The sequence below is a fragment of the Bradyrhizobium sp. AUGA SZCCT0169 genome, from assembly GCF_018130085.1.
Classification (GTDB): Bacteria; Pseudomonadota; Alphaproteobacteria; order Rhizobiales; family Xanthobacteraceae; genus Bradyrhizobium.
Genome location: NZ_JAFCMC010000046.1, coordinates 13,087 through 38,214, shown reverse-complemented (window position 1 = coordinate 38,214; position 25,128 = coordinate 13,087). Strand labels below are relative to the sequence as shown.

16 protein-coding genes are annotated in these 25,128 nt (G+C 62.0%); 5 read left to right on the top strand and 11 right to left on the bottom strand.

The window, feature by feature from the left end; all coding sequences use genetic code 11:
- Positions 1 to 2 precede the first annotated feature (2 nt).
- From JQ609_RS31510 to JQ609_RS31500, 3 genes are all read right to left on the bottom strand, one after another.
- Entirely contained in the window at positions 3 to 890 is an 888-nt protein-coding gene (locus JQ609_RS31510) for an ABC transporter permease (protein WP_212209389.1), read from the bottom strand.
- A gap of 66 nt (positions 891 to 956) precedes the next feature.
- Positions 957 to 1,910, bottom strand: a complete 954-nt coding sequence (locus JQ609_RS31505; RefSeq protein ID WP_212209388.1) for an ABC transporter permease — start codon at positions 1,908 to 1,910, stop codon at positions 957 to 959.
- A 197-nt stretch (positions 1,911 to 2,107) separates the two neighbouring features.
- Positions 2,108 to 3,727 carry an ABC transporter substrate-binding protein gene (locus JQ609_RS31500; protein WP_249128641.1) on the bottom strand — a complete coding sequence of 540 codons (1,620 nt, stop codon included), beginning with the start codon at positions 3,725 to 3,727 and terminating at the stop codon, positions 2,108 to 2,110.
- Positions 3,728 to 3,977: 250 nt separating this feature from the next.
- On the opposite strand from JQ609_RS31500, the gene JQ609_RS31495 reads away from it, so the two are divergent.
- A complete protein-coding gene (locus JQ609_RS31495; RefSeq protein ID WP_409411213.1) occupies positions 3,978 to 5,591 on the top strand; it encodes an ABC transporter substrate-binding protein in 1,614 nt (537 codons plus the stop codon).
- A gap of 139 nt (positions 5,592 to 5,730) precedes the next feature.
- Here the strand turns inward: JQ609_RS31495 and JQ609_RS31490 are convergent, their stop codons facing one another.
- Positions 5,731 to 7,959, bottom strand: a complete 2,229-nt coding sequence (locus JQ609_RS31490; protein ID WP_212276562.1) for a CHASE2 domain-containing protein — start codon at positions 7,957 to 7,959, stop codon at positions 5,731 to 5,733.
- Positions 7,960 to 8,110: 151 nt separating this feature from the next.
- Between JQ609_RS31490 and JQ609_RS31485 the strand changes: the two genes are divergently transcribed.
- A complete protein-coding gene (locus tag JQ609_RS31485; protein ID WP_212276561.1) occupies positions 8,111 to 9,283 on the top strand; it encodes a M48 family metallopeptidase in 1,173 nt (390 codons plus the stop codon).
- A gap of 24 nt (positions 9,284 to 9,307) precedes the next feature.
- Here JQ609_RS31485 and JQ609_RS31480 read toward each other — a convergent pair whose 3' ends face one another.
- Positions 9,308 to 14,035 (bottom strand): VCBS domain-containing protein, encoded by a 4,728-nt coding sequence (locus tag JQ609_RS31480; protein ID WP_212276560.1) that lies wholly within the window; start codon positions 14,033 to 14,035, stop codon positions 9,308 to 9,310.
- 613 nt (positions 14,036 to 14,648) lie between these two features.
- On the opposite strand from JQ609_RS31480, the gene JQ609_RS31475 reads away from it, so the two are divergent.
- From JQ609_RS31475 to JQ609_RS31465, 3 genes are all read left to right on the top strand, one after another.
- Positions 14,649 to 15,386: a transglutaminase-like cysteine peptidase gene (locus tag JQ609_RS31475; RefSeq protein WP_212276559.1), complete on the top strand. Its 738-nt coding sequence runs from the start codon at positions 14,649 to 14,651 to the stop codon at positions 15,384 to 15,386.
- Positions 15,387 to 15,399: 13 nt separating this feature from the next.
- Positions 15,400 to 15,729, top strand: a complete 330-nt coding sequence (locus JQ609_RS31470) for a hypothetical protein (RefSeq protein WP_212276558.1) — start codon at positions 15,400 to 15,402, stop codon at positions 15,727 to 15,729.
- Between the two features lie 128 nt (positions 15,730 to 15,857).
- Positions 15,858 to 17,999: a PQQ-dependent dehydrogenase, methanol/ethanol family gene (locus tag JQ609_RS31465; RefSeq protein ID WP_409363406.1), complete on the top strand. Its 2,142-nt coding sequence runs from the start codon at positions 15,858 to 15,860 to the stop codon at positions 17,997 to 17,999.
- A 220-nt stretch (positions 18,000 to 18,219) separates the two neighbouring features.
- On the opposite strand, the gene JQ609_RS31460 is transcribed toward JQ609_RS31465, so the two are convergent.
- From JQ609_RS31460 to JQ609_RS31435, 6 genes are all read right to left on the bottom strand, one after another.
- Entirely contained in the window at positions 18,220 to 19,419 is a 1,200-nt protein-coding gene (locus JQ609_RS31460; RefSeq protein ID WP_212209381.1) for an ABC transporter substrate-binding protein, read from the bottom strand.
- Positions 19,420 to 19,510: 91 nt separating this feature from the next.
- On the bottom strand, positions 19,511 to 21,349 hold the full coding sequence (locus JQ609_RS31455; protein WP_212276557.1) for a long-chain fatty acid--CoA ligase: 1,839 nt from the start codon (positions 21,347 to 21,349) through the stop codon (positions 19,511 to 19,513).
- A gap of 120 nt (positions 21,350 to 21,469) precedes the next feature.
- The gene (locus JQ609_RS31450) at positions 21,470 to 22,249 is read right to left on the bottom strand and encodes an ABC transporter ATP-binding protein (RefSeq protein ID WP_211999311.1); all 780 of its coding nucleotides are present in this window, start codon (positions 22,247 to 22,249) and stop codon (positions 21,470 to 21,472) included.
- Between the two features lie 10 nt (positions 22,250 to 22,259).
- The gene (locus JQ609_RS31445) at positions 22,260 to 23,018 is read right to left on the bottom strand and encodes an ABC transporter ATP-binding protein (protein WP_212209379.1); all 759 of its coding nucleotides are present in this window, start codon (positions 23,016 to 23,018) and stop codon (positions 22,260 to 22,262) included.
- On the bottom strand, positions 23,015 to 24,166 hold the full coding sequence (locus JQ609_RS31440; protein WP_212209378.1) for a branched-chain amino acid ABC transporter permease: 1,152 nt from the start codon (positions 24,164 to 24,166) through the stop codon (positions 23,015 to 23,017). Before JQ609_RS31440 ends, JQ609_RS31445 begins: the two co-directional genes overlap by 4 nt.
- 8 nt (positions 24,167 to 24,174) lie before the next feature.
- Positions 24,175 to 25,050, bottom strand: a complete 876-nt coding sequence (locus JQ609_RS31435) for a branched-chain amino acid ABC transporter permease (RefSeq protein WP_212209377.1) — start codon at positions 25,048 to 25,050, stop codon at positions 24,175 to 24,177.
- Between the last annotated feature and the right edge of the window lie 78 nt (positions 25,051 to 25,128).

Sequence of the window (25,128 nt, the reverse complement as noted above, 5' to 3'; positions counted from 1 at the left end):
CGTCAGTTCCTGATGTCCATGGCGCTGCGCATGCCGTCGCTGAGCAGATTGAAACAGATCGACACCGCAAAGATCATGACGCCGGGCAACGCCGCGACCCACGGATTGACATAGATCGCGGTGCGCAGCGTGTTGAGCATCAGGCCCCATTCCGGCTCCGGCGGTTTTGTACCCAAACCGAGGAACGAAAGGCCGGCGGCGAGGATCATCGACACCGAGATCAAGCCGGTGGCGTAGACGAAGATCGGGCCCAGCACGTTGCCGAGCATGTGCACACGCATGATGGTGAAGGGCCCGGCGCCGGAAGCGCGCGCGGCCTCGACAAAGTCCATGTTGCGAACGCCTGTCGTGACGCTCTCGGCGACGCGGGTGATCTGCGGCACGAATACGATGGTCAGCGAGACGATGGAGTTGACGATGCCGGCGCCCAGCGCGCCGGAAATCGCGATCGCCAGCAGCACCGAGGGAAACGCATAAAACACGTCGACGGTGCGCATGATCGCGGTGTTGAGCTTGCCGCCGACATAGCCGGCGACGAGCCCCAGGGAGGTGCCGATAAAGAAGGCGAGGATCACAGGCAAAATGCCGATGATCAGCGACAGCCGGCCGCCATAGATCAGCCGCGCCAGCATGTCGCGGCCGAGCTCATCGGTGCCGAGCGGATAGTTCGGCGTGCCGATATGGCGAAGCCGGCGGATCATCGAGCCCTGATAGGGATCGGCGAGGCCGAGCCATGGCGCCAGCAGCGCGGACATGAAGATCAGCACCAGAATGAAGGCGCAGACCATGCTGACCTTGTCGCGCCGGATGCGGCGGCCGACGGTGGCCCAATAGCCCCGCGCCTGGGTGGCCGGTGCCGCCTGCAGGGCGGTATCTGTGATCGCGCTCATGCGCTACGCTCTTTTTGTTTGAGCATGATCTTTTCGGAAAACCGGTTCCCACTTTTTCGGATCATGCTAGCTCCGCTTGATGCGCGGATCGATCGACGCTTGCGCGATATCGACCAGGAGGTTGAGGGCCACGAAGAACAGCGCCAGCACCAGGATCGTGCCTTGCAGCAGCGGCAAATCGCGCTGGAAGATCGCCGAATTCAGCAGCAGCCCAGAACCCGGCCATGAGAACACGGTTTCGATCAGGATCGAGCCGCCGAGCATATAGCCGAGCTGAAGGCCCATCACCGCGAGAGCGGTCGGCGCGGCGTTCTTGATGACATGACGGAACACGTCGGTCTCGCGCAGCCCTTTGGCGCGCAAGGCCTCGACGAAGTCCTGGCTCAGGATGTCGCCGGTCAGGGCCCGCACCGTGCGGGTGACGATGCCCATGGGAATGACCGATGTCGTGATCGCGGGCAGGATCAGATATTTCATGTGCTCCCAGTCCCAGCCCCACGCACCGGAGCCGCCGGGACCGGCGCCGACCGCGGGCAGCCAGTTGAGCTGCACCGAGAAGATGATGACCAGCACCATGCCGAGCCAGTAATGCGGCACGGAGACGCCGGCGATCGCGATCGAGGTCGCGACCTTGTCGATCCAGGTGTCGCGGAAATAGCCGGCGATGAGGCCGAAAAACAAACCCAGCGTGAAGCCGATCGCGGCGGCGGCAATCGCCAGCGTCACGGTATTGCCGACCGCGCGCAGCACCTCCGACAGCACCGGGCGGCCCGTCGCAATCGAATTGCCGAGATCACCATGCAGCGCACGCCACAGCCAGAGCCCGAACTGGACCGGCAGCGGGCGGTCGAAGCCATAGGCGGTGCGCAATTGCGCCGCGAGTTCCTGGCTGGCATCCGCCGGCAGCACCGCCACCAGGGGATCGCCCGGCGTGATGTGGACCAAGAGGAAGCACACCAGCGCCACGCTGGCCACGATCGGGATCACATAGACGATACGGCGGGCGATATAGACGAGCACGGGGTTACCTGAAGTGATGCAGAACTAAGAAATGCGCACGCTGCCGTAAGGGAGGCACGATGTGATGGTTCCCTCTCCCCCTGCGGGAGAGGGTTAGGGAGAGGGGTGGCGTCATCGGGACCGCCCGTGTGAACCCCTCTCCCCAGCCCTCCCCCGCAAGGGGGAGGGAGCCCCTGTCAGCGTGCTCACCTTACGCCTTACGGCGCGATCGTCACCGGCGAGAAGTCGACGAACCAGCTCTTCGGCTGCACAAAACCCTTCACCTTCGGGCTCATGGCGCGCGGAGACACGTCATGGGCGACGTAGAGGAAGGCGGCATCGTCGACCGAGGCCGCATGCAGTTCTGCGAGCGCCGCATCGCGCGCCGCGGGGTCGAAGGTCTGGCGTGCCTTGGTCACCAGCTCATCGAATTTGGGATTGTTGATGTAACCCCAATTGTTCGAGACAGGCGGCGCCATACCTGACTGCAGGAAGCGCACCAGCGCGAAGAACGGATCCATCGCCGCATAGGTCACGTTGGTGGCGTGGGCACCGTTGGCGGACGCGTCCTTGGCGCCGCGGCGCCAGTTGGTGAACAGCGTATTCCATTCGATGACGTCGAGCTGGACGTCGAAGTAACATTCAGCCAGCGCCTGCTGCAGATATTCGTTCATCGGCAGCGGCTGCATCTGGCCGGAGCCGGACGCCGAGGTCTGGGTCTTGACCGTCAGCTTCTTCGACGGACCGTAACCGGCCTCCTGCATCAGCTTTTGCGCCGCCTTCAGGTCATACTTGATCTCGAAGGTGGGCTTGCCGCGCCAGGGGTGGCCGGGCTCGAAGGTGCCGGTCGCCGGCACCATCAGCCCGGCGAGCAGGCCCTCCTTGAGGCCTTCACGATCGATGCACAGATTGGCGGCCTTGCGAACGCGGATGTCGTTCCAGGGCGAACCCTCGATGCGCGAGAACTGCCAGGGCCAGACATGCGGCGATTCGTTGGCCTGCAGCGCGAAGCCGCGTGCCTTGATTTCCTTGACCGCATCGGGCGCGGGCGCCTCGACCCAGTCGACCTGACCGGAGAGCAACGCCGCGGTGCGGGCATTGGCTTCCGGCATCGGCAGCAGCACCATCTTGTCGATCTTGGGAACGCGCGCCTTGTCCCAGTAACCCTCGTTCTTGACCAGTTCGAGCCGCTCGCGCGGCGTGAACTTCGACATCTTCCAGGGACCGGTGCCGGAGGCATCGCGCGCAAACGCGGCCCAGGCGGCCTGCGATTTGGCCTTGGCGTCTGCGCCTTCAGCCTTGTCGTAAAACGCCTGCCACTTGGCCGGGCTCGCCATGAACAGATTGGTCAGGTTGATCGGCAGGAAGCTGTCGGGCTCCTTGGTGGTCAATTCCACCGTCAGATCGTCGATTTTCTTCGCGGAGGCCAGCGTAGGCATGCGCGAGGCTGTCACGCCGACCTGGCTGGCGTCGAAATGCGGCGCATCCTGCTTCAGCACCTTCTCGACGTTCCAGACCACGGCGTCGGCGTTGAACGGCGAGCCGTCGTGGAAGGTGACGCCGGGACGAAGCTTGAAGGTCCACTTCTTCTTGTCGGCCTCATCGACCTTCCATTCGGTCGAGAGGCCCGGGATCATCACGCTCGCTTTGCTGGCCGAGGACAGATCCCACAGCGTCAGCGCGTCATACATCGTGAGGCCGGTGAAACGGTTGCCCTCAAAGCCCTGGTCCGGCTGACCCAGCGTGCGCGGAATATCGGCAGCCGTCATGCCGATGCGCAGCACGGTTTCGGCGCTGGCGGCCAGCGGCAGGCCGACCACTATCGCCGTCGCCAGCATCCAGGCCTTGGCGGTTTTCCCGGCGGTTTTCTTGAACCTCTCGTTACGCATATGCAGCAATCCCTTCTCAGACTTTGGGTGACTAATTCTTATGCAGAGTTATGCAACGCCTGTGCCAAGGACGGCGCGTCCCGAGGGGCGATTAGCCGCACGACTCCCTGTGAGTATGCATGCAAGCGCGTATCCATGCTCCATCTGGCACCAAGCTTGCATTTTTCAGCTCCGAACCCCGTTCTATGGAGCTTAATTCATGCGCAATCGGATTTCGATGCTTCTTGCTGCCACAGCGGCGGCACTCTGCTTGTATGCCGGACTGCCCACGAATTCAGCAAGGGCAGAATCCGTTGTGCGCTACGGTATTTCGATGGCGGACATCCCGCTGACCACCGGTCAGCCGGACCGCGGCGCCGGCGCCTACCAGTTCAGCGCCTACACGATCTACGATCCGCTGGTGGCCTGGGAAATGGACGTGGCCGACCGGCCCGGCAAGCTGGTGCCGGGGCTCGCGACGGAATGGAAGGTCGATGACAAGGACAAGACCAAATGGCGCTTCAGTCTGCGCAAGGACGTCAAATTCCATGACGGCAGCGCGTTCAATGCCGACGCGGTGATCTGGAATCTCGACAAGGTGCTGAACGAAAAGGCACCGCAATTCGACAAGCGCCAGAGCGCGCAGGTGAAGACCCGCCTGCCCTCGGTCGCGAGCTACGCCAAGATCGACGACGACACCATCGAGATATCAACCAAGGCGGTGGATTCGTTCTTCCCCTACCAGATGCTCTGGTTCCTGGTCTCGAGCCCCGCCCAATATGAAAAGCTCGGCAAGGACTGGGACAAGTTCGCCAGCCAGCCTTCCGGCACCGGCCCGTTCAAACTGACAAAGCTGGTCCCGCGCGAACTCGCCGAACTCACCAAGAATGCGGATTACTGGAACAAGAAGCGAATTCCAAAGGCCGACAAGATCGTCCTGATTCCGATGCCGGAAGCGCTGACGCGCACCAATGCGCTGCTCGCCGGCCAGGTCGATCTGATCGAAACGCCGGCCCCTGACGCGGTGCCGCAGCTGAAGTCCGCCGGAATGCGCATCGTCGACAACATCACGCCGCATGTCTGGAATTATCACTTGAGCGTGCTGCCGGGTTCGCCCTGGACCGACATCCGCCTGCGCAAAGCGCTCAACCTTGCGATCGACCGCGAAGGCGTCGTCGGCCTGATGAACGGCCTGGCCAAGCCCGCCAAGGGCCAGGTTGATCCGTCGAGCCCCTGGTTTGGCAAGCCGACTTTCGAGCTCAAGCATGATGTGGCGGCGGCCAAAAAACTGGTCGAGGAAGCCGGCTACTCCAGGCAGAAGCCGCTGAAGGCCACCTTCATCATCGCGCAGGGCGGCACCGGACAGATGCTGTCGCTGCCGATGAACGAATTCCTGCAGCAGAGCTTCAAGGAAATCGGCATCGAGATCGACTTCAAGGTGGTCGAGCTCGAGACGTTATATACGCACTGGCGCAAGGGCGCGGCCGACGAGATGAACGCCGGCATCACCTCCAACAACATCGCCTATGTCACCTCGGATCCGCTCTACGCCATCGTGCGCTTCTTCCACTCCGGCCAGATCGCGCCTGTCGGCGTCAACTGGGGCGGCTACAAGTCGCCAAAGGTCGACGCGCTGATCGACGAGGCCAAGCAGACCTTCGATGCCACCCGGCAGGACGAATTGCTGGCACAGGCCCACGCCCAGATCGTCGACGACGCCGTGCTGGTCTGGGTGGTGCACGACACCAACCCGCATGCGCTTTCGCCCAAGGTGAAGAAATTCGTGCAGGCGCGGCACTGGTTTCAGGATTTGACGACGATCGGGCTGGAGTGAGGGGTTACCGAACGCCGCCCAACCAACGGTCGTCATCCCCGCGCATGCGGGGAGCCAGTACGTTGCGGCCTATCGATTTTATCGCTGGCGTCTCTGGAATACTGGGTCACCCGCCTGCGCGGGTGACGACAGCGGTGCGCTACTTCGTCAGCAGCGCAAACGCGCCGTTCCAGTCTTCCGGCGGCGGGGCGTCCTGGAAGTTGCGGATTCGCGCTTCGTAGAGATTGAACAACAGCTCGAGCGAACGCACCTCGTCGGTGCGGCGGCCGCGTTCGATCGCCGCCAGCGCGCCTTGCCAGTCGCGGCCGCGATAGCAGGCCAGCATTTCGATGGTCAGGTTGCGCAAGCGCTGGAAACGGCCGGACTGCGCGGTGTCCTCCCGCCCGGCGATCGCGTAGATCACCTCGGGCTCCTTCTTGCCCTTCACCATGATGAAGTCGAGTTCGAGGATCGCGAACTTGTCCTTGACCGCGAGCGCGGTTTTCGAGCCGACGATGATCGGGAAGCCGTATTCCTTGGACTGGCCTTCCAGCCGTGAGGCCAGATTGACGCTGTCGCCGAACACCGAATAGTCGAACCGCATGTCCGACCCCATGTTGCCGACCACGCAGGTTCCGGTATTGAGTCCGACGCCGACATTGAGCGGAATGAACGGGCGGCCCTCTTCCTCGGCTTCCTCCATCCGCTCCTGATTGAGCTCGTCGACACGCTCCAGCATATCGAGCGCCGCCTCGCAGGCGTTGAGCTGGTGATCCTTGTCGTCGAGCGGCGCGTTCCAGAACGCCATGATGGCGTCGCCCATATATTTGTCGATGGTGCCCTTGCGGTGCAGGATGGCGTTGGTCAGCGGCGTCAGGAAGCGGTTCATCAGCGCGGTGAGGCCCTGCGGGTCTCGCTTGTAGGTCTCCGAGATCGAGGTGAAGCCACGCATGTCGGAGAACATGATAGTCATCTCGCGCTCCTCGCCGCCGAGCACGAGCTTCTCCGGCGACTGCGCCAGCTGCGCGACCAGCGCGGGCGACATGTACTGGGAGAACGCGTTACGGATCTGTTTGCGCTGCTTCTGCTCCCGGACGAAACTCGAGAAGATCAGCGTGAGATAGATCGACGTCGTCGATATCAAGGGATAGGTGAAATCGATCAGCAGCCGGTGCTGCGAGTAGAAATACCAGGACGTTCCGATCAGCGCGGTGGCAAACGCCGCTCCGAGGGCGACCAGCGTGACCGGTCCGAACAAGGGCGCGAACGCGATCACCAATAATCCGAACAAGACCGCGGTGGCGAATTCAATCGAGATGCCGTAGATCGGCTGCGAGATCACCTCCCCGGTCAGCGCGCTCTCCAGCACCTGGGCATGGATTTCCACGCCCGGCATGGCTCGCGACACCGGCGTGGTCTTGATATCGTTGAGACCGACGGCCGAGGTGCCGATCAACACCAGTTTGCCGGCGATCTTCTCGGGCGCAACGGTCTTTTCCAGCACGTTGATCGCCGGGACATAGAGTGTGGCATCGTGCCGGGCGTAATGGACCCAAAGCTGGCCATTGCCGTCGGTCGGCAACTGAAAGCCCTTAATGCCGAGGCTCTTGATGCCGCCCTTTTCGGCCTTGATCAGGATCGTACCCGAACCGGTGGCGACCCGCAGCATCTCGAAACTCAGCGAGGGCATGGTCTGGCCCTGCGCCTGCATGATCATCGGCACCCGCCGCACGATGCCGTCGCGTTCAGGCTTGACGGTGAATAGCCCGCGCCCGGCCGCTGCGTGCTCCAGCACCTTGGTGTTGCGCAGCAGGCCGGGGAATTCGAACATGAAGCGCTGCGGCTCCTCGCCGAGCATCGCAAGCCCCGTCACCGGAAGCGTCTTGTCGAGCACACCCAGTTCTTCCGGCAAACCCGATTCACCCAGCACCACCCTTGAGGCGCGGATGGCATCGGCGAAAACCTGGTCGTTGCTCGGCAGCGAGCGCAACCGGCTGCGGGTTTCCTCATCGAGATTGCGGTAGGTGTCGGCGACAAATTCCGGGTTGAGCCGGTCGGGCTCCGGAAACACCACGTCGAAGGCGATCACGACGGCGCCGAGATTGGTCAGCTCCGTTACCAGATCCGCCAGCCGCGTCCGCGGCCACGGCCACTGTCCTAGCTTTTCCAGGCTCTTGTCGTCGATATCGACGATGGTGACCGGACGTGCGGTCTTCTTGCGAGGGTCGACGCGCTGGAAGGCGTCGAAGGTTCGAACGCGGATCTCCTCGACCGGAGCCGGGTCCCACACGCGCAGCGCGGCAAACCCGATCAGCAGCGCAACGCAGGCCAGCCGGGCATAGCCAAAGCGCCGCTTGAACCACCGCAGGAATATTCTCAGCCGCTTCATGCTGCTTCGGTATCACGGGCAGGCAGATTGTTCCAACGGGTTCGCCCTCGCGCCGCGGCATTATGGGGTTCTGGCGCCTCTGAAAGCGCCCGCTCGCCTGCTTTCCCGGTGGGCCATGGCTCGCTATGGTGGCCTGGGGAGAGGATCCAGATTGACGAAACCAGACATTGCAGGCGGGTCCGTTCGGCCGCCACCGCGGCCTCACGATCCAATCCGCGCGCTGCTGCGGGCCGGCAACAACGACGCCGCGATCGTTCAGCTATGCGCTGTTACCCTGACCCATCCCGACGATTTGGCTGCGAAGGAATTGCTGTTCGACGCTTTCTTCCAGAAGCGGCAATGGCAGCCTGCGCTGGTGCTGGCCGAGGAACTGGCGCGCCGGCAGCCGGACAATCCGCGATTGCAGAAGGGCCTGATCGCCACGCTCTCGAACATGAAACGCTTTGAGGAGACCATCGTGAAGGCCTCGCAATACGTCGCGCGGCACGGCGAGGACCTGACCATCCTCGACACGCTCAAGGTCGCCCACTTCCACACCGGCAAGGAAGCCGAGGCAATCCGGCACGGACAGCGCGCGCTGGACCTGCGGGACGCGGAAGCCCGCCGCAATCCGCTTCCCTTCTCGCTCAAGGCGCCGCAGGGGCCGCCCTCGGGCGACAATGTCATTTCCTTTTCGCTGTGGGGCGCGACGCCCTTTTATGGCTACGGCGCCATGATCAACCTGGTGCTGAGCCGCACGGTGTATCCCGCCTGGCGTTGCCGGTTCTATGTCGACGACACCGTGCCGCAACCCTGCATCGCGTTCCTGCGCGACAATGGCGCCGAGCTGCGCAACATGGCGGACGAGTATCCCGGCGTCGGACTGTTTCAGCGCTTCCTGGTCATGAACGATCCCACGGTCGGGCGGTTTCTGGTGCGCGACTGCGATGCGCGGATATCGGAGGCCGAAGCCGATTTGGTCCGGCAATGGATCGACAGCGGCCTGCCGTTCCACGTCGCCCGCGACCATGTCATGCACAATGAACTCATGATGGGCGGCATGTGGGCCGGCCGGACCGATTGCGGTATCGACGTCGTCGAACTGATGCGCCGCTATTTTGTCGCCGGGCCGACGGCAAAATACGGCCACGACCAGCGCATGCTCGGCCTGATGCTGTGGCCGCTGATCCGTAATCATTGCCTGGTTCACGACAAATATTATGCCGTGCCGGACGTCCCTACCATCAGGCTGCAGGATCCGAAAAGCAAAGTGGGCGCCGGCTACCAGAACGCGGCGACGGTGCGCGAAGAGGCCGAGCGGCTGGGGATTCCGCGGCTGCTGTAGCGCCTGACGCCATGTTCCCGGCGATCAAATTCCGACGCCACCGCCGGGATGAAGGATGAAGTCGTTGGCCGTCAGGTTCGTGGCCTGGAGATCGACGTCCTTCAACAGGATGCTGTCATCGCCCAGCTTCAACAGGGTGTCGCCGGCATTGGTCGTCACGTTACCGGATGCAAGCCAGTCGGCGATGTTGTCGGCATCGACCGTTTCGAAAAACGCCCTGAGGTCGATGTGGTCCTGCCCCTGCGCGAAATCCGTGATCGTGTCGTTGCCGTCCCCGACCCGGAACACGAACTGATCGGCGCCAGCGCCACCGGTCAGCGTATCCTTGTTGCCGGTCGCGAAGATGACATCCTTCCCGTCCGTACCGGTCAGCTCGACATCGCCCTCGCCGCCAGTCACGTTGAAGATGAAATTGACCGTGTCGGAGTGACCGGCGCCATCGGTGACGGTGAAGGTGACCGTGTCGGTTAGCGGTTGAGGATTGTTGCCCGGATTGTAGGTAACGCCAGTTACTTCCAGCGCGTCGTTGATATCCTCAAGATCACCCGGGTCGATCGACGGCGCCACGCTGCTGGCCGGGGACGCCCCGGTCGTCGCGGTAAAGGTGAAAGTCTCGACCTCCGTAGCGTCGGCATCGGTGACGTAGAGGCCGGCAACCGTCGTTATTCCATCGCCGAGCTCGGAGACGGTGAACAGGTCCGTGTGGATCACGGGCGCCGCCGGCACCGTCACATGCGCTTCGAAATAATCGCTGTCGTGTCCGTTGTTTGCCGTGCCGCCGCCATCGTGCAACGTGAACGCCACCGTACGGGTGCCGCCGATAGGGTTGGTGAGCGAGTTCGAAAACTCTACCGCCTGCGTCAGCGCCTTGACCGCAGCATCGTCGGCGTTGCCGTTCAGTGTCACGGTCACGTTATTGTTGCCGCTGTGCGACAACGTCCCGATTGCCACGGCGCCGCCGGGGCCGTCAATGCCGTTGGCATCGTACATCACGATCGAACCGCTGGCGGTCGTGGTGATGTACTGGCCGTCCGCGAGCGTCAGCGTGTCGCCCTGCTGGCCGCCACCGATCACCGTCGCCGTCAGCGTTCCGTTGGCATAATTGGCGCTGTCGATGTCGCTTACGGTAACGTCACTGCCAACGAGCGCGACCGGGCTGTCGCCGACATGATAGGTCGGCGACAGATCTGCACCCGAGTACACCGGCGCATCGTTGACGCCGGTGGTGGTGACGGTGATGTCCTGATGCGCGGTACCGTCGAACGACGTCACCGTCAATTTGTCAGTGACGGTAGTGCCCGCGCCAAGCGACTGAACCTTGGCAGGGTCGGCCTGATAGGTCCATGCGCCGGAATTGCTGTCGAAGGTGAAGGTGCCGTAGGTGCCGTTGAGCAACGGGTCATCTACCGCTATCGCCTGGAAGTGCGCCTCGCCTTGATCGACGTCGTCAACCGTCACCACCCCGCTGTCGAACATCACGATCGTGCCGCTGTTGACCGTGGTGCTGGCGTCCTCCACCACATTGCCCGTCGCGTCGCCCGAAATCGTCGCGGAGTCGTTGGTACCGGTGATGGTGACGACGATGTCCTCGTGCGCCGTGCCATCGGCCGACGTCACCCTCAGCGTATCGGTGGCGGTGATATCCTGACCCAGGAACTGGACCTTGGCAGGGTCGGCCTGATAGGTCCATGCGCCGGAATCGCTGTCGAAGGTGAAGGTGCCGTAGGTGCCGTTGAGCACCGGGTCATCTACCGCTATCGCCTGGAAGTGGGCCTCGCCGTGATCGACGTCGTCAACCGTCACCACGCCGCTATCGAACATCACGATCGTGCCGCTGTTGACCGTGGTGCCGGCGTCCTCCACCACATTGCCCGTCGCGTCGCCCGAAATCGTCGCTGTGTCGTTGGTGCCCGTGACAGTGAACGTGATCGGCTGGGTCGAGGCGACGTTATGCTCGTCGGATACGGTGATATCGTAGGTGATCGTCAGCTTTTCGCCGGCGGCGAGGAAATCGAAAGCGCCATCGACGCCGCTATAGCTGAAATCGACCGTGCCGAGCCCGCTGCCCGTACTGTCGTGCAGGATCAGCGTTAGCCCGCTTGCTTGAGCGAGCAAGCCCTTCTGAGTGGAAGTCAACGTGTCCCCAGCCGGATTCAGCCAACCAAACACCGGTCCGGAGCCGGTCGCCAGATGCGTATCGCTCAGGTCGACGTCGTGGAACGTCAGCGAGCCGGCAGCGGTGTCGGGTTTGACCGAGCCGGTTTCGCCCGGCTGCTCGTCAATGGCGTGCAGCGTCGGCGTCCCGAGGGGACCGGAAACGTCAGCGCTGACCACCGGCGCGTCGTTGCTGCCGGTGACGGTGACGGCGACATGCTCCGTCGCGAGGCCGCCATGAAGGTCGTCGATCTCCACCGTATAGGTCAGCGTGACCGACTCGCCGTCGGCGAGGTAATCGAAAAATTGATCCGACGCCGAGAACGTCCAGTTTTGCGAGCCCGTCACGCCGCCGGTGGTATCGGAGAATTCCCGAAGCAGAAGCCAGCCCATTTGGGCGGAATGGCCTGCGAGACCGGTCTGTGTCCCCGATGCCACGACATCGGCGATCGTGACGTCGTGCGTATCGGTCAGGTCGACATCGGTGAACTGGATCGTGCCATGGTCCTCGTCCGGCGCCGTCGAACCAACGGTGTCGACGCGTTCCGCGATGGTGCCGATCTGCTCGTCGCCGCCGATCGTCGGCACGTCGTTGGTGCCGACCACGGAGACGTCGGCGCCGTTGATCGAGATGCTGACCGGCGTGTACACCACGCCGCCATGGCCATCGTCGACCTTGATGACGTAGTTGAGGATCAGCTTCTCGCCCTTGGCGAGGAAATCGAAGGCATGGTCGGCGATGCTGTAGGTCCAGGTCGCCGAACCGTTATGGCCGCTTCCAATGCCCTGCCCCACCGTCAACGGAATTTTGACGGCTTCAATCGCGTCCAGTTGCGCCTGCGTCAGCGTCGCGGTGACGTTATGCCCCTGCGCGTCGAGGTATCGGAACGGCTCGGTTGTCGAGATCGCTGCGCTCACCACCGGACGGTCGGTCAAATCGGTGTCGGTAAAGGTGACGGTGCCCGAGATCGTATCGATCGTGTTGTTGCCGGTGCCGTCCCGCTCGATGACGGTGCCGCCGCTGGTGGCGACGGTCGGCGCGTCATTGGTGCCTGTGATCGTGATGGTGAAGGTCTTGAACGTGATCTCGTTGTTCGCCGCGAAATTATTGTCGACCCGCGCGATGTAGGTCAGCGTCAAGGTCTCGCCGGCGGCCAGGAAGTCGAAAGCGCCGTCCGGGACGCTGTAGGTCCAGGTCGCCGTGCCGCGGTTTTTTTGGTTGGGATCCTGCACGACGGCAAGCGGCACTTCCACCGCCTGGATCGCGGCTACTTGCTCCGCCGTCAGCGATGCGGTGACGTCGCTGTGCTGCGCGTTCGCATACTTGAACGAGGCAAAACTCGCCTGGGCGGTCGGCACGTCGCCCGGATTGAGGTCGGAATACGCGATCTCGCCGGTCAACGTATCCTGCGCGGCACTGCCGGTCAGGCCTGCGCGCTCGGTGAAAGCCGCATTGGAGGTGACGACGTCAGGCGGCCCCGGAATGTGGTCGGTCGCTTTGGCTGCCGTACCGGTGTTCGTCGGGAGAGGAGTGTCGACGAACGGAGTCACCGTCACCTTCACTGGCAAGGTTTCGCCGCCCGCCAGCCTGATGAACATATTTTCCGGTACCGGCGAATCGGTGAACCGGTGCAGCTGCTGAGGATTGTTCAGGTCGGTGAATTTCAGCTGGAAGACATCGGAGATGATCTTCTGCGCATCGGGCGACAACTGCACGGAGGAGAGGAAATTGACCGTGCCCTGGCCGCTGACGATGGTCTGCGTACCGGCCTGATTGACGGTCGCGATCGGCGTCATCGTGGTCTTGTCGAACAGGATGTAGGAGCCGGTGGTGCCGTCGGGTTCGACCAGCACCTGGAATTTCGCCGGCGGCGCGCCGCCCTGGCCCGGCACGGCAAAGTCGATTTCGACCAGTACCGCGGTGCCGCGGATGCCCATGGTCGCGACCGGCGTGTCGACCTTCATGTCGCCCTTCTTGGCGGTCGCGCCGGCGACGAACGAGATCGTGCCCTGCACCAGGCTGATCAGCGACGAATTGTTCGACCCGTTCGGGTCGTAAATCATTTCGTTCAGCACCATTCTGGCATTCGACGCGAGGCCGAACACACTGCCGTCGATGAAGGTGATGCCGAGCGTCGAATCGGAGCCGGACTGGACCACGTCGCCTTTGTTGACGTTGTCGCCATTGTTCAGAATGATTGAAACGCCGTTGCGGATCGCGGTCGCGGTGCCGACGAGCTTGGTCACATGACCGATGACCTGGGCCACGCTCGGGCTGCCGTCGGCCTGCGCCAGTTGGAGGTGACCGGTCAGCGCGTTGACAATATCGCCGGTCAGATGGGCGCCATCGGGTGATGCCAGGGCTGCGCGCTTCTCGCCCTTGAAATAGTCGTGCAGCACCATCTCGCGGCCGTCGCCCGACAGAACGAGGTCGACACCCGCGCGCTTGAAATCGCCGGTGAAAAGCAAATGGGCGTCTGGAACGATAATGGCGCCCGACGGTGCATGCGTGGAGACGCTGTCGACCTGCAGGTGCCCACCCAGGTGAGCGCCGTGGCCGTCAGGCAGCACGTCGGTAAATTTACCGGCCAAAGTCAAATGAGCCCCGCCGCCGCTAAGGTTAATACAAATACAATATTCAAAGGTCTAAGCTTGCATATCACGGATGGTCTTCTACGGAACCATCCATTTTTTGTGCAGTTTGCTTAGGTTAGAGCCGGCTTCTAGATCAGTCTTCTCGATTTTTCTCAAGCATATCTAGCACTCTTCTGTCATACACAGAGGAATACATGGTTAAGCTTGAGCACCAGGGAGATTAGTTGAGATATTCGTAGTAAAACGTCTGCGGTCTATACTTATCAATTCGATACCCCCGTATAACCCCGGTATATGATGCGATTTTCCAAGTCAAAACTGTGACTTGGCTTACAACTCACGCGAATCTGACCTGATTAATCATATTAACCTGAAAACAACGATAACGCGCGGTTAAGCACCATCCCATGGATAGGGCAGTCACGGCTCCGCAAAGGTTCGATAAAATTTTCGGGAAACCGGCGAGACAAATTTTAAGCTGTTTCGCGCTTTCCGGCCCGATATCGCGGGTTTTAAGCAGATCAAAAGCCCACCTACCCACTATGCCCCCAGCGAAATGATCCGGTCACGAGTAGGTTAACGAGCCTGCCGATAATGCCCGGACGAGGGGTGTCAGATGGCGATCTCAAATTATCCGCGTGCGTTGCGCGCAGCCTTCCTCGCGTGCGGCCTGTCCATAAGCGGCTTGGCCTGGTTCGGACCGGCGGCCGCCGGAACGCTGCTCTCCCCCGGCACGGCGGTTCTGATCAAGAAATCCACCCAGCCGTTCGGGCAGCCCACCGCGATGCTTCTCGACGGCGGATTGCACGAGAAATGGCAAAGTTTGCAGCGCCGCCTTGAGGACGAAATGGTGCAGCTTGCGCTGTGCGAGGGCGACCGCGAAGGCTGCGTCTCGCCGGCCGCGCTGCAATTTCTAGCCATCATCGACGCCGCCAAACTTCGCGAGGGCCGCGCCCGGCTCGGCGAGATCAATCGGGCCATCAACCTTGCGGTCAGGCCGGTGAGCGACCTCGCCCAATATGGCCAGCTCGACGTCTGGGCCTCGCCGCTCACGACGCTGACGCGGGGCGGCGACTGCGAGGATTACGCCATTGCGAAATTCGTGGCGTTGCGCCGGGCCGGCATTGCGCCCGACGACTTAAGGATCGTGATCATGCGTGACACCGTCCGCGGTGAGGATCACGCGGTTGCCGCCGCGCGGCTCGACGGGCACTGGCTGACGCTGGATAACCGCCGCATGGCGATGATTGAGGATTCCGACATCCGGAATTACCGGCCGACCTTCGTGATCGATCAGCACAGCGTCATGCGATACACCGATGCGCCCGTGCTCATGGCTGCAGCCGGGCAGTAATCCCGAAACGCTGATGGTCATCAGCTCGCTGGCGGCGTCCGGCCTTGTCGCACCTGCCAATCCGGGTCCGACGAAGCCGATTGACAATAACCCACTCAGCGAAATGCATTCCGCGGCGACGATCAAACACCGCACGACCAGCGCTGCGGCCGTTCGACTTGGTGCCATGCGCGCCCATGATCCGCTCTGGGATATCGGATACAACGCTTCCTGCAATTTTCATTGCGTGATCAACGAGAGGCATCATGTCATGCTGCAGTGCAGCCGGACCGCATGCTGCATTCTGTTTGGCGAAAACATGACGATACAAATTTTCTCTTTTTCTTTTCGCGCTCGCACTTGATTGACGCCGTCGTTCCCACCGGCATACCATTCCGACAGATCCGCTAGAGATCATTGGAGGGGACTAGGATGACGCGTTCGCCGTACGGTGATTCTGTTTGCCGTTTTTTTCCTGACAGCTTTTCCAACTTGCATCGGCCGGTTCGCCTTGCGCTGGCGATCGGGCTTGGGCTGGCGGTCTCCTCCACGGCGGCACTCGCGCAAAGTCCCGCCAAGGGATCGCCGGAGCACATCAAGGCCGTCACCTCGGCGGTCGACGGCGCCTCGATCAAGGCCAACACCGCGACATCGAACGACTGGCCGACCATCGGCCTCGATTACGCGGAAACGCGCTTTTCCAAGCTGAACCAGATCAACACCGACAACGTCAAGAAGCTCGGCCTGGTGTGGAGCTATCCGCTCGAATCCTCGCGCGGTGTCGAGGCTACCCCGGTGGTGGTCGATGGCATCATGTACCAGACCGCCTCCTGGAGCGTGGTGCATGCGATCGACGCCCGAACCGGCAAGAGGCTCTGGACCTTCGATCCCGGCATTGACAAGGAGAAGGGCTACAAGGGCTGTTGCGACGTCGTCAATCGCGGCGTGGCGCTCTGGAAGGGCAAGGTTTTCCTCGGCGCCTATGACGGCCGCCTGATCGCGCTCGATGCCGTCACCGGCAAGGTCGTCTGGGAAAAGGACACCATCGTCAGCAAGGAGCACTCCTACACCATCACCGGCGCGCCGCGCGTATTCAACGGCAAGGTCGTGATCGGCAATGGCGGCGCCGAATATGGCGCGCGCGGCTACATCACCGCCTATGACGCCGAGACTGGCAACCAGGCCTGGCGCTGGTTCACGGTGCCCGGCGATCCCTCAAAACCGTTCGAAGATGAATCGATGGCGGCAGCCGCCAAGACCTGGGATCCGGCCGGGAAATACTGGCTCAACGGCGGCGGCGGAACGGTGTGGGACACCATCACCTTCGATCCCGACCTGAACATGGTCTATGTCGGCACCGGCAACGGCTCGCCATGGAATCGGGACCTCCGCAGCCCGTCCGGCGGTGACAATCTCTATTTGGCGTCGCTGGTGGCGCTGAACGCCGACACCGGCAAATACATCTGGCACTATCAGGAAACCCCAGGCGATCATTGGGACTACACATCGACGCAGCCGATGATCCTGGCGGACATCAACATCGATGGCGCGCCAAGGAAGGTCATTCTCCATGCACCGAAGAACGGTTTCTTCTTCGTCGTCGACCGCACCAACGGCAAGTTCATCTCGGCCAAGAACTTCGTCGATGTGAACTGGGCGACCGGTTACGACGCCAATGGTCGGCCGATCGAAGTGCCGGCGGCGCGTGGGAGAGAACAGTATGACAGCATTCCCGGCCCGTACGGCGCCCATAACTGGCACCCGATGTCGTTCAATCCGCAGACCGGCCTCGTCTATCTGCCGGCGCAGAACATTCCGGTGAACCTGACGCCGGAAAAGGCCTTCAAGCATAACGCGCAGGAGCCGGGCAAATTCGCGTCCGCTGCGGGCTGGAATGTCGGCTTCATGCTGAATGCGACGCCGCCGAAATCAGCGCCGTTCGGCCGGTTGATCGCCTGGGATCCGGTCAAGCAGAAGGAGGCCTGGCGCGCGGAATATGTGGCGCCGTGGAACGGCGGCACGCTCACCACCGCGGGCAATCTGGTTTTCCAGGGCACGGCTGACGGACGCTTCATTGCCTACAACGCCACGTCAGGCGAAAAGCTCTGGGAGTCGCCGACCGGCACCGGCGTGGTCGCGGCGGCCTCGACCTATATGCTCGACGGCAAGCAATATGTGTCGATCGCGGTCGGCTGGGGCGGCGTGTTCGGCATCGCCGCACGCGCCACCGAACTGCGCAGCCCGGGCACGGTCTACACCTTCGCGGTCGACGGCAAGGCGCCGCTGCCGGCCTTCGTGAAGTACCAGACCGAGGGCCTGCTCGCCGGCGTCAAGTATGACCCGAAGGACGTGCCCGATGGCACCGCGCTCTATGTCACCGCCTGCGCGCAGTGCCACGGCGTGCCCGGCATCGACAAGGGCGGCAATGTCCGAAACCTCGGCTATGTTCCGAAGGAGACCATCGAGAACCTGAAGGACTTCGTGTTCAAGGGTCCGTTCCGCGACCAGGGCATGCCTGACTTCACCGGCAAGCTGACCGAAGCTGACGTAACGAAGATCGTCGCCTTCATCCAGGGCACAGCGGATGCGATCAGGCCGAAGCCGGCCGAAGCAGCTGGACAGCCGAAGCAGTAGCCCAACTCGTCATGGCCGGGCTTGTCCCGGCCATCCACGTGTTCTTTTTTATGCCGCCAAGACGTGGATGCCCGGGACGTAGGCGAACGGAAGCGACGCCGTCCTTCAGACGGCGATGCCCGGGCATGACGGAGAGTGGGATCCATCCCAAAAAAAGGGCTGCGCAATATGATCGCGCAGCCCTTCGTCGTTTGGAAGGCAAGCCTTCGGAAGACGAGCCTCAGAACATCAGGCCTTCCTTCACCAGCACCCAGCGACCGTTCTTGACCTGCTGGACCTGGGTGATGGTGGTGGCGAGATGGTTGGTTTTCGAGAACACGGTCGGTGGCGAACTGAAGATATCCTGGAACTTGTCACCGGACTCCAGCGCATCGAGCATCTTCTGGCCGGTCAGATCCTTGCCGGCCTTGTTGGCATAATGCGCGAACGTCATCACCGCATTGTAGCCGATGATCGCCTGGGTGTTGGCGTCGGTGCCGAACATTTTCTTGTAGTTGACGAGCCAGTCCTTCACTTTCCCCTTCGCGGTGTCCTCGTAGGGAATTTCGAAGCCGGAGGCGGCATACAGCCCTTCCACCGCTTCCTTGCCGAGCGCCGGCACTTCAAGCACGTTGGTCGGCGTGGCGCCGAGGAACGTCACGTCCCATCCAAGCTTCTTGGCTTCGCCCATCGCACCGATGGTCTCGCGGAGCACCGTGCCGAGCACCACCATATCGCAGCCGTCGGCTTTCATTTTGGCGACCTGCGCACTGAAGTCGGACGCGCCGCGCTTGTAGCTGGTCACCGATGCCGGTGTCATCTTCATCGCGGTTACCTGCTGGGTAAAGCCGTCGAGCACGTTCTTACCGTACTCGTCGTCCTGATGCATGATGCAGGGCTTCTTGAAGCTCTTGTTCTCGATCATGTATTTGACGGCAGCGCGGGTGCTCTCGACATAGGGCAGCAGATTATTGAACTTCAACCGCTCCTGCGGCTTGGCCGGGTCGAACTTGTAGGTGAATTCGGCCGCGGTCAGCGGAAACAGCTGCAACACGCCGGCATCGAACAGAATGTCCTGCGAGGCGAGCACGGTGGGCGAGCCCATCGGTCCGACCATCGCGAACACCTTGTCACGCTCCACCATCTTCTGCGACGCGAGCACCGCGCGCTTCGGATCGTAGCCGGAGTCCTCCAGGACCAACTTGATCTTGCGGCCGTGAATGCCGCCGGCGGCGTTGGTTTCCTCAACCGCCATCTTCATGCCGTTGGACACCGGAACGCCCCAGCCCTTGATCGGGCCGGACAGATCCTGATGGGTGCCGATGACGATCTCGCTCGCCGAGATGCCTTCATTGGTAACCTTGGTCTGGGCGTAGGCTGGCAAATGGGTCAGCGCAAGGGCGCTCACCGCAAGGCCCAACGCCCTATACGATTTCGACATTGCAGTCTCCTCTTCGTTGGCCCGTGTTGAGCGAAGGGTGGGGCCTTCTTGTCCTTCGCCGTTTCTACAAATTTTGCTCAAACTTCGTCCGTTACGCCACCGCCCGTTCGCCGTACATGGCGCCGATCTCGGCCGCGTAACGCTTGTTCACAAAACTGCGCTTCAATTTCATGGTCGGCGTCAATTCCTCGTCTTCGGGCGTCAGCTGACGCTCGATCAGGAAAAATTTCTTGATGGTCTCGACCCGTGCGAAGTTGACGTTGACCGCCTCGATCTCGCGCTGGATCAGGTCCTGGATCTCGGGCGCGCGGCACAGGCTCGCGTAGTTGGTGAAGGGAATGTCGTGGTCCTGCGCGAACTTCTCGACATTCTCCTGGTCGATCATGATCAGACAGGTGAGGTACGGCCGCTTGTCGCCGATCACCACCGCGTCCGAGACATAGGGCGAGAACTTCAGCTGGTTCTCGATCTCGGACGGCGTGACGTTCTTGCCGCCCGAGGTGATGATGATGTCCTTCATCCGGTCGGTGATCTTGACGAAGCCCTCATTGTCGATCGAACCGACGTCGCCGGTGTGCAGCCAGCCTTTGGCGTCGATGGTCTCGGCGGTCTTTTCCGGCTGGTTGAGATAGCCCATGAACAGGAAGTCGCCCTTGATCAGGATCTCGCCTTGCGGGGAAATCGCGACCTCGCCCCAGGGCGCGGCCTTGCCGACTGAGCCCAGCTTCATGCGGTCGGGCGGCATCACGGTGGCCACACCGCAATTCTCGGTCTGGCCGTAAACCTCGCGCATGTCGATGCCGAGTGCGAGATACCAGCGGATCAGATCCGGCGCGATCGGCGCAGCCCCGGTAAAGGCCAGACGGCAGCGATCGAGCCCGAGCATGCGGCGAATGTTGCGGAACACCAGCCAATAGGCGAACTGATTGGCGATCCGCAAGGTCAGCGGCGGCGTTTTACCCTCGAGCTTGCTCTCGGTCACGCGATTGCCGATTCCCAGCGCCTGGCGGTACATCCAGTTCTGGAACGGCGTCGCGTCCTTGAGTGCAATCGTGATCCCGGAATAGAATTTTTCCCAGATCCGCGGCACCGCCAGGAACGCGGTCGGCTGCACTTCGCGCAGATTGTCCGGCACGGTTTCCGGGCTTTCGGCGAAATTCATCACCGACCCCAGTGCCAGCGAAATGTAATAGCCACCGATCCGCTCGGCGACATGACAGAGCGGCAGGAACACCAGCCGCTCTTCGGCGTCGGTGGAGGGGAACAGATCGTTGGCGTGGCGCATCTGGTGCGTCACGCTGCGGTTGGAATGCATCGCGCCCTTGGGCGGACCGGTCGTGCCTGACGTGTAGACGAGGATGGCCAGATCGCCCGCGCCTCGGCTGGCGATCATCGCATCCCACAGCGCCGGATCGTCGTGACTGTGGTTGCGCCCGAGGGCGGTGAATTCGGCCAGCGACATCACCATCGGATCGCTGAAGCCAGAGAGGCCTTCCATGTCGAACACGACGATCTTCTGCAAGGTCGGGCAGCGTTCGCGGCAGGACAGGATCTTGTCGAGCTGCTCTTCATCCTCGGCGAAGATCACGCGTGTCGAGGAATCGTTGATGAGGTATTCGACCTGGACCGACGAGTCGGTTGGATAGATCCCGGATGAGACGCCGCCGGCGCAGAGGATGCCCATGTCGGCATACACCCACTCCGGAACCGCGTTCGCGATGATCGAGGCGACGTCGCCCGGCTTGAAGCCGGTGGCATGCAAGGCGTAGGCGATATCTTTCGATATCTGCAGCCACTGCCGCCAGCTGGTCGGCTCCCAGATACCGAACTTCTTTTCGCGGATCGCCGGCCGGTCGCCGCGCGTTTCCACGGACAGCAGAAAACTCTTCGCTAGCGTGTCGGCGACCGTCAGCACTGCCGGTCTGGCCATGCGTCTTCCTCCCTCTCTCGCCTGCGCCCGACGCCGGTCTTGTCAGCCGGTCTTGTTTTCGGAAGCAGCCTCGAATTTAGCTCCAAATCACTAGGAACGCCAATGTCTTAACTGCGTCGTTTAGCGCCATGTCTTCTTCTTTTTCCAGCGTCGCTCACCGCGAGCGCCCTCTTCCTTGGCGCCAAGATAGAATTCCTGGATGTCCTTTGAATGCATCAGCCGCTCGCAGCTGTCGTTCATGACGACCCGGCCGATTTCCAGCACATAGCCATAGTGCGCCGTCTCCAGCGCCACCTTGGCGTTCTGCTCGACCAGCAGGATCGACATGCCCTGCTCTTCGTTGACGCGCTTGATGATGGTGAAAATCTCCTTCACCAGGATCGGTGACAGCCCGAGCGAGGGTTCGTCCAGCAACAACAGCGTCGGCCGGTTCATCAATGCACGCCCGATCGCCAGCATCTGCTGTTCGCCGCCGGAGAGCTGTCCGGCCGGCTGGTTGATGCGTTCCTTCAGCCGCGGGAAATAGCCATAGACGCGCTCAAGATCCTCGGCGACGCCGTCGCGATCCTTGCGCGGATAGGCGCCCATCATCAGGTTCTCGCGCACGGAGAGAAACGGGAACACTTCGCGCCCCTCCGGCACGTGGCTCAGGCCCAGCCGCACGATCTTGTCGGCTTCCACGCGCTGGATTGATTTGCCCAGAAATTCGATCGAGCCCTTCTGCGGATCGAGGATGCCGGAAATGGTTTTCAAAACGGTGGTCTTGCCGGCGCCGTTGGCGCCGAGCAGTGTGACGATCTTGCCACGCGGCACTTCGAGGCTGATGCCCCTGATCGCCTGAATCGGCCCGTAATAGCTCTCGATATTGCTGAGCTTCAGGATGATGTCGGGAGCGCTCATGGCATCATCCTCATGCGCCCAAGTATGCGGCGACGACGTCGGGATGGCGCTGCACTTCGGAAGGTGACCCCATCGCGATCACCTTGCCGTAGTTCAGTGCGATCACCCGGTCCGATACTCGGTTCACCAGCGACATGTCGTGTTCGACCATCAGAACGGTGATGCCGAGGTCGGTCTTCAGGTCGCGGATCCAGAACGACATGTCGCCGGTTTCCTCGACGTTCAGCCCGGAAGACGGCTCGTCCAGCAGGATCAGTTTCGGCTCCGAGCACAGCGCGCGTGCAAGCTCGATCACCTTGCGGACGCCGTAGGGCAGCCCCGAGATCAGCTTGTCGCGATAGACTTCGAGGTCGAGGAACTCGATCACCTGCTCGACGCGGCGGCGATGCGCCTTTTCGTGGGCGCGTACGCTCGGCAGGAACAGCAACTCCTGCCACAGCTGCGTGGTGGAGTGGCGGTGCCGGCCGACCAGGAGATTGCTCAGCATCGTCGCGTTCTCGAACAGTTCGATGTTCTGGAAGGTGCGGGCAATGCCGAGGCCGGCAATTTCGTAAGCCGGCTGCTGGGTGATGTCTTGATCCTCGAAGTAGATCTTGCCCGAGGTCGGCGGGTAAATGCGCGAGATCAGATTGAAGATCGAGCTCTTGCCGGCGCCGTTGGGGCCGATGATCGAGAGGATCTCGCCCTTCTCCACCGCGAAGCTGACGGCATCGACCGCCTTGAGGCCACCGAAGTGCAACGACAGGTCTTCGGCCCGGAAATAGGTCATCGGTTCCGCTCCGACTTCACATAGATTTTCTGCCGCTTGAAAGTGGCGCGCTTGTAGAGCGGGAACAGCTGGAAGAAGAGCTTGATCTTCAGCCAGCGTCCGTAGAGGCCAAGCGGCTCGAACAGCACGAACAGCACGATGATCAGGCCGTAGATCGCGCCCTTGAGGCCGTTGGCGGAAGCAATGGCGGCGGCCTTGTCCTGAATTTGAGACGCACTCTCCTTGCCCGCGCCAAACGTCGAGGCGACGCCCGCGATCATGCCGGGCAAGTCGTCCTTCAGATAGGTCAGGAGCGGATCGATCATGACCAGGAAGATGGCGCCCAGCACCGCGCCGTGCAGACTGAACGAGCCGCCGATCAGGATCACGATGATGAACTCGATCGAGAGCAGCAGCGTGAACATTTCCGGGCTGATGAACGACAGTTTGTGGGCGAACAGGCAGCCCGCAAATCCGGTGATCGCGGCACTGATCGCAAACGATTTGACCTTGTAGAGCGAGACGTTGATGCCCATGCTGCGCGCCGCCGTCTCGCTGTCCCGGATGGCGACGAAAGCGCGGCCGGTCGGAGAACGCAGCAGGTTCAGGGTGCCGACGATGGTCAGGATCAGGAAGCCCAGACAAAGGAAATAGAAGCTCGGACTATCGCGCGATATCGCCATGCCGAACAACTGCATGGTCTTGACGCGCATGCCCTCATTGCCATGGGTCACGCTTTCCCAGCGCGCCAGGATTTCCTCGACGATGAAGGCAAAGGAAATCGTCGCAATGACGAGATAGATGCCCTGCAGCCGCAGCGCCGGGAATCCGACCAGCGCGCCGACTACGCCGGTCAGCAGGCCTGCGGCCAGGAAATAAACCGGAAACGGGACGTTGTATTGCTGCAGGAAGGCCGCCGTATAGGCGCCGATGGCGAGGAAGGCGGCGTGCCCCAGCGACGCCTGCCCGGTAAAGCCGGTCAGGATCATCAGCCCGACGCCGACGGTGGCGTAGATGCAGACGAACACCAGCTGGCTGACGATATAGCTGGACAGCACAAACGGCGCGATCGCCAGCAGTGCCAGCAGCACACCGTAGGTGACCAAATAGCCGCTGTGCGGCATCAGCCGGATGTCGTCTTCGTAGTCGGTCTTGAAGAGAAAACGCATCGCGGCCCCTAAACCTTCTTGCGCGTGTGCACACCGAACAGGCCTTCGGGCTTGAGCAGCAACACCACGAGGAGAACGAGGTAAGGCGCGACGTCTTTCCAGCCTTGCGGCAGATAGAAGCCGGCCATGCTCTCAATCACGCCGATCAGGACGCCACCGACCACCGCACCTGGAATCGATCCGAAGCCGCCGAGCACCGCGGCGGGAAACGCCTTCAATCCCAGCACCAGCCCGACGTTGGAATGAATGAAGGTGATCGGAGCCAGCAGCACGCCGGCAGCTGTTGCGACCGCAGCGCTGATCGCCCAGACGATCGACACCACCCGCTTGACCGGAATGCCCATGTAATAGGCAGCCAGCATGTTCTCGGAACTGGCGCGCATCGCGGTGCCGAGCGTGGTGCGGTTGAAGAACAGATAGAGCAAGCCGCAAAGGATGATGGTCGCAGCGATCACCGAGAGCTTGTCATGGGCCAGCACCAGCGAGCCGATCCGCAACACGCCCTGGCTGAACGGGGTCTCGATCTTGAGGTCGTCGGTGCCCCAGATCATGCCGGCGATGGAGCGCAGGAAGTATCCGAGCCCGATCGTCGCCATGATGATGGAAAACTGGGGATAGCCGAGGATCGGACGCACCACCACGCGTTCGGCCAGCATGCCAAACAGCGCCATGCAGATGACGGCGCCGGCGAATCCGAGCCAGTAATTGAGGCCGAGCATACCGATGAAAGTGAAGGCGAAGAAACCGCCCAGCATCATCAAATCGCCCTGGGCGAAATTGACGACCTCGGTGGCCTTGTACACCAGCACGAAGCCGAGCGCGATCAGGCCGTAAACGCAGCCAAGTGCGATGCCACTCACCAGTTGCTGAACGAAGTCCAGCATTGATTCCCCTCCCCCGGATGCCCCGCGATTCTACGGATCGCCTTAACGCATCCTGCCTTCGCGCTCTTGTGTCGAAGC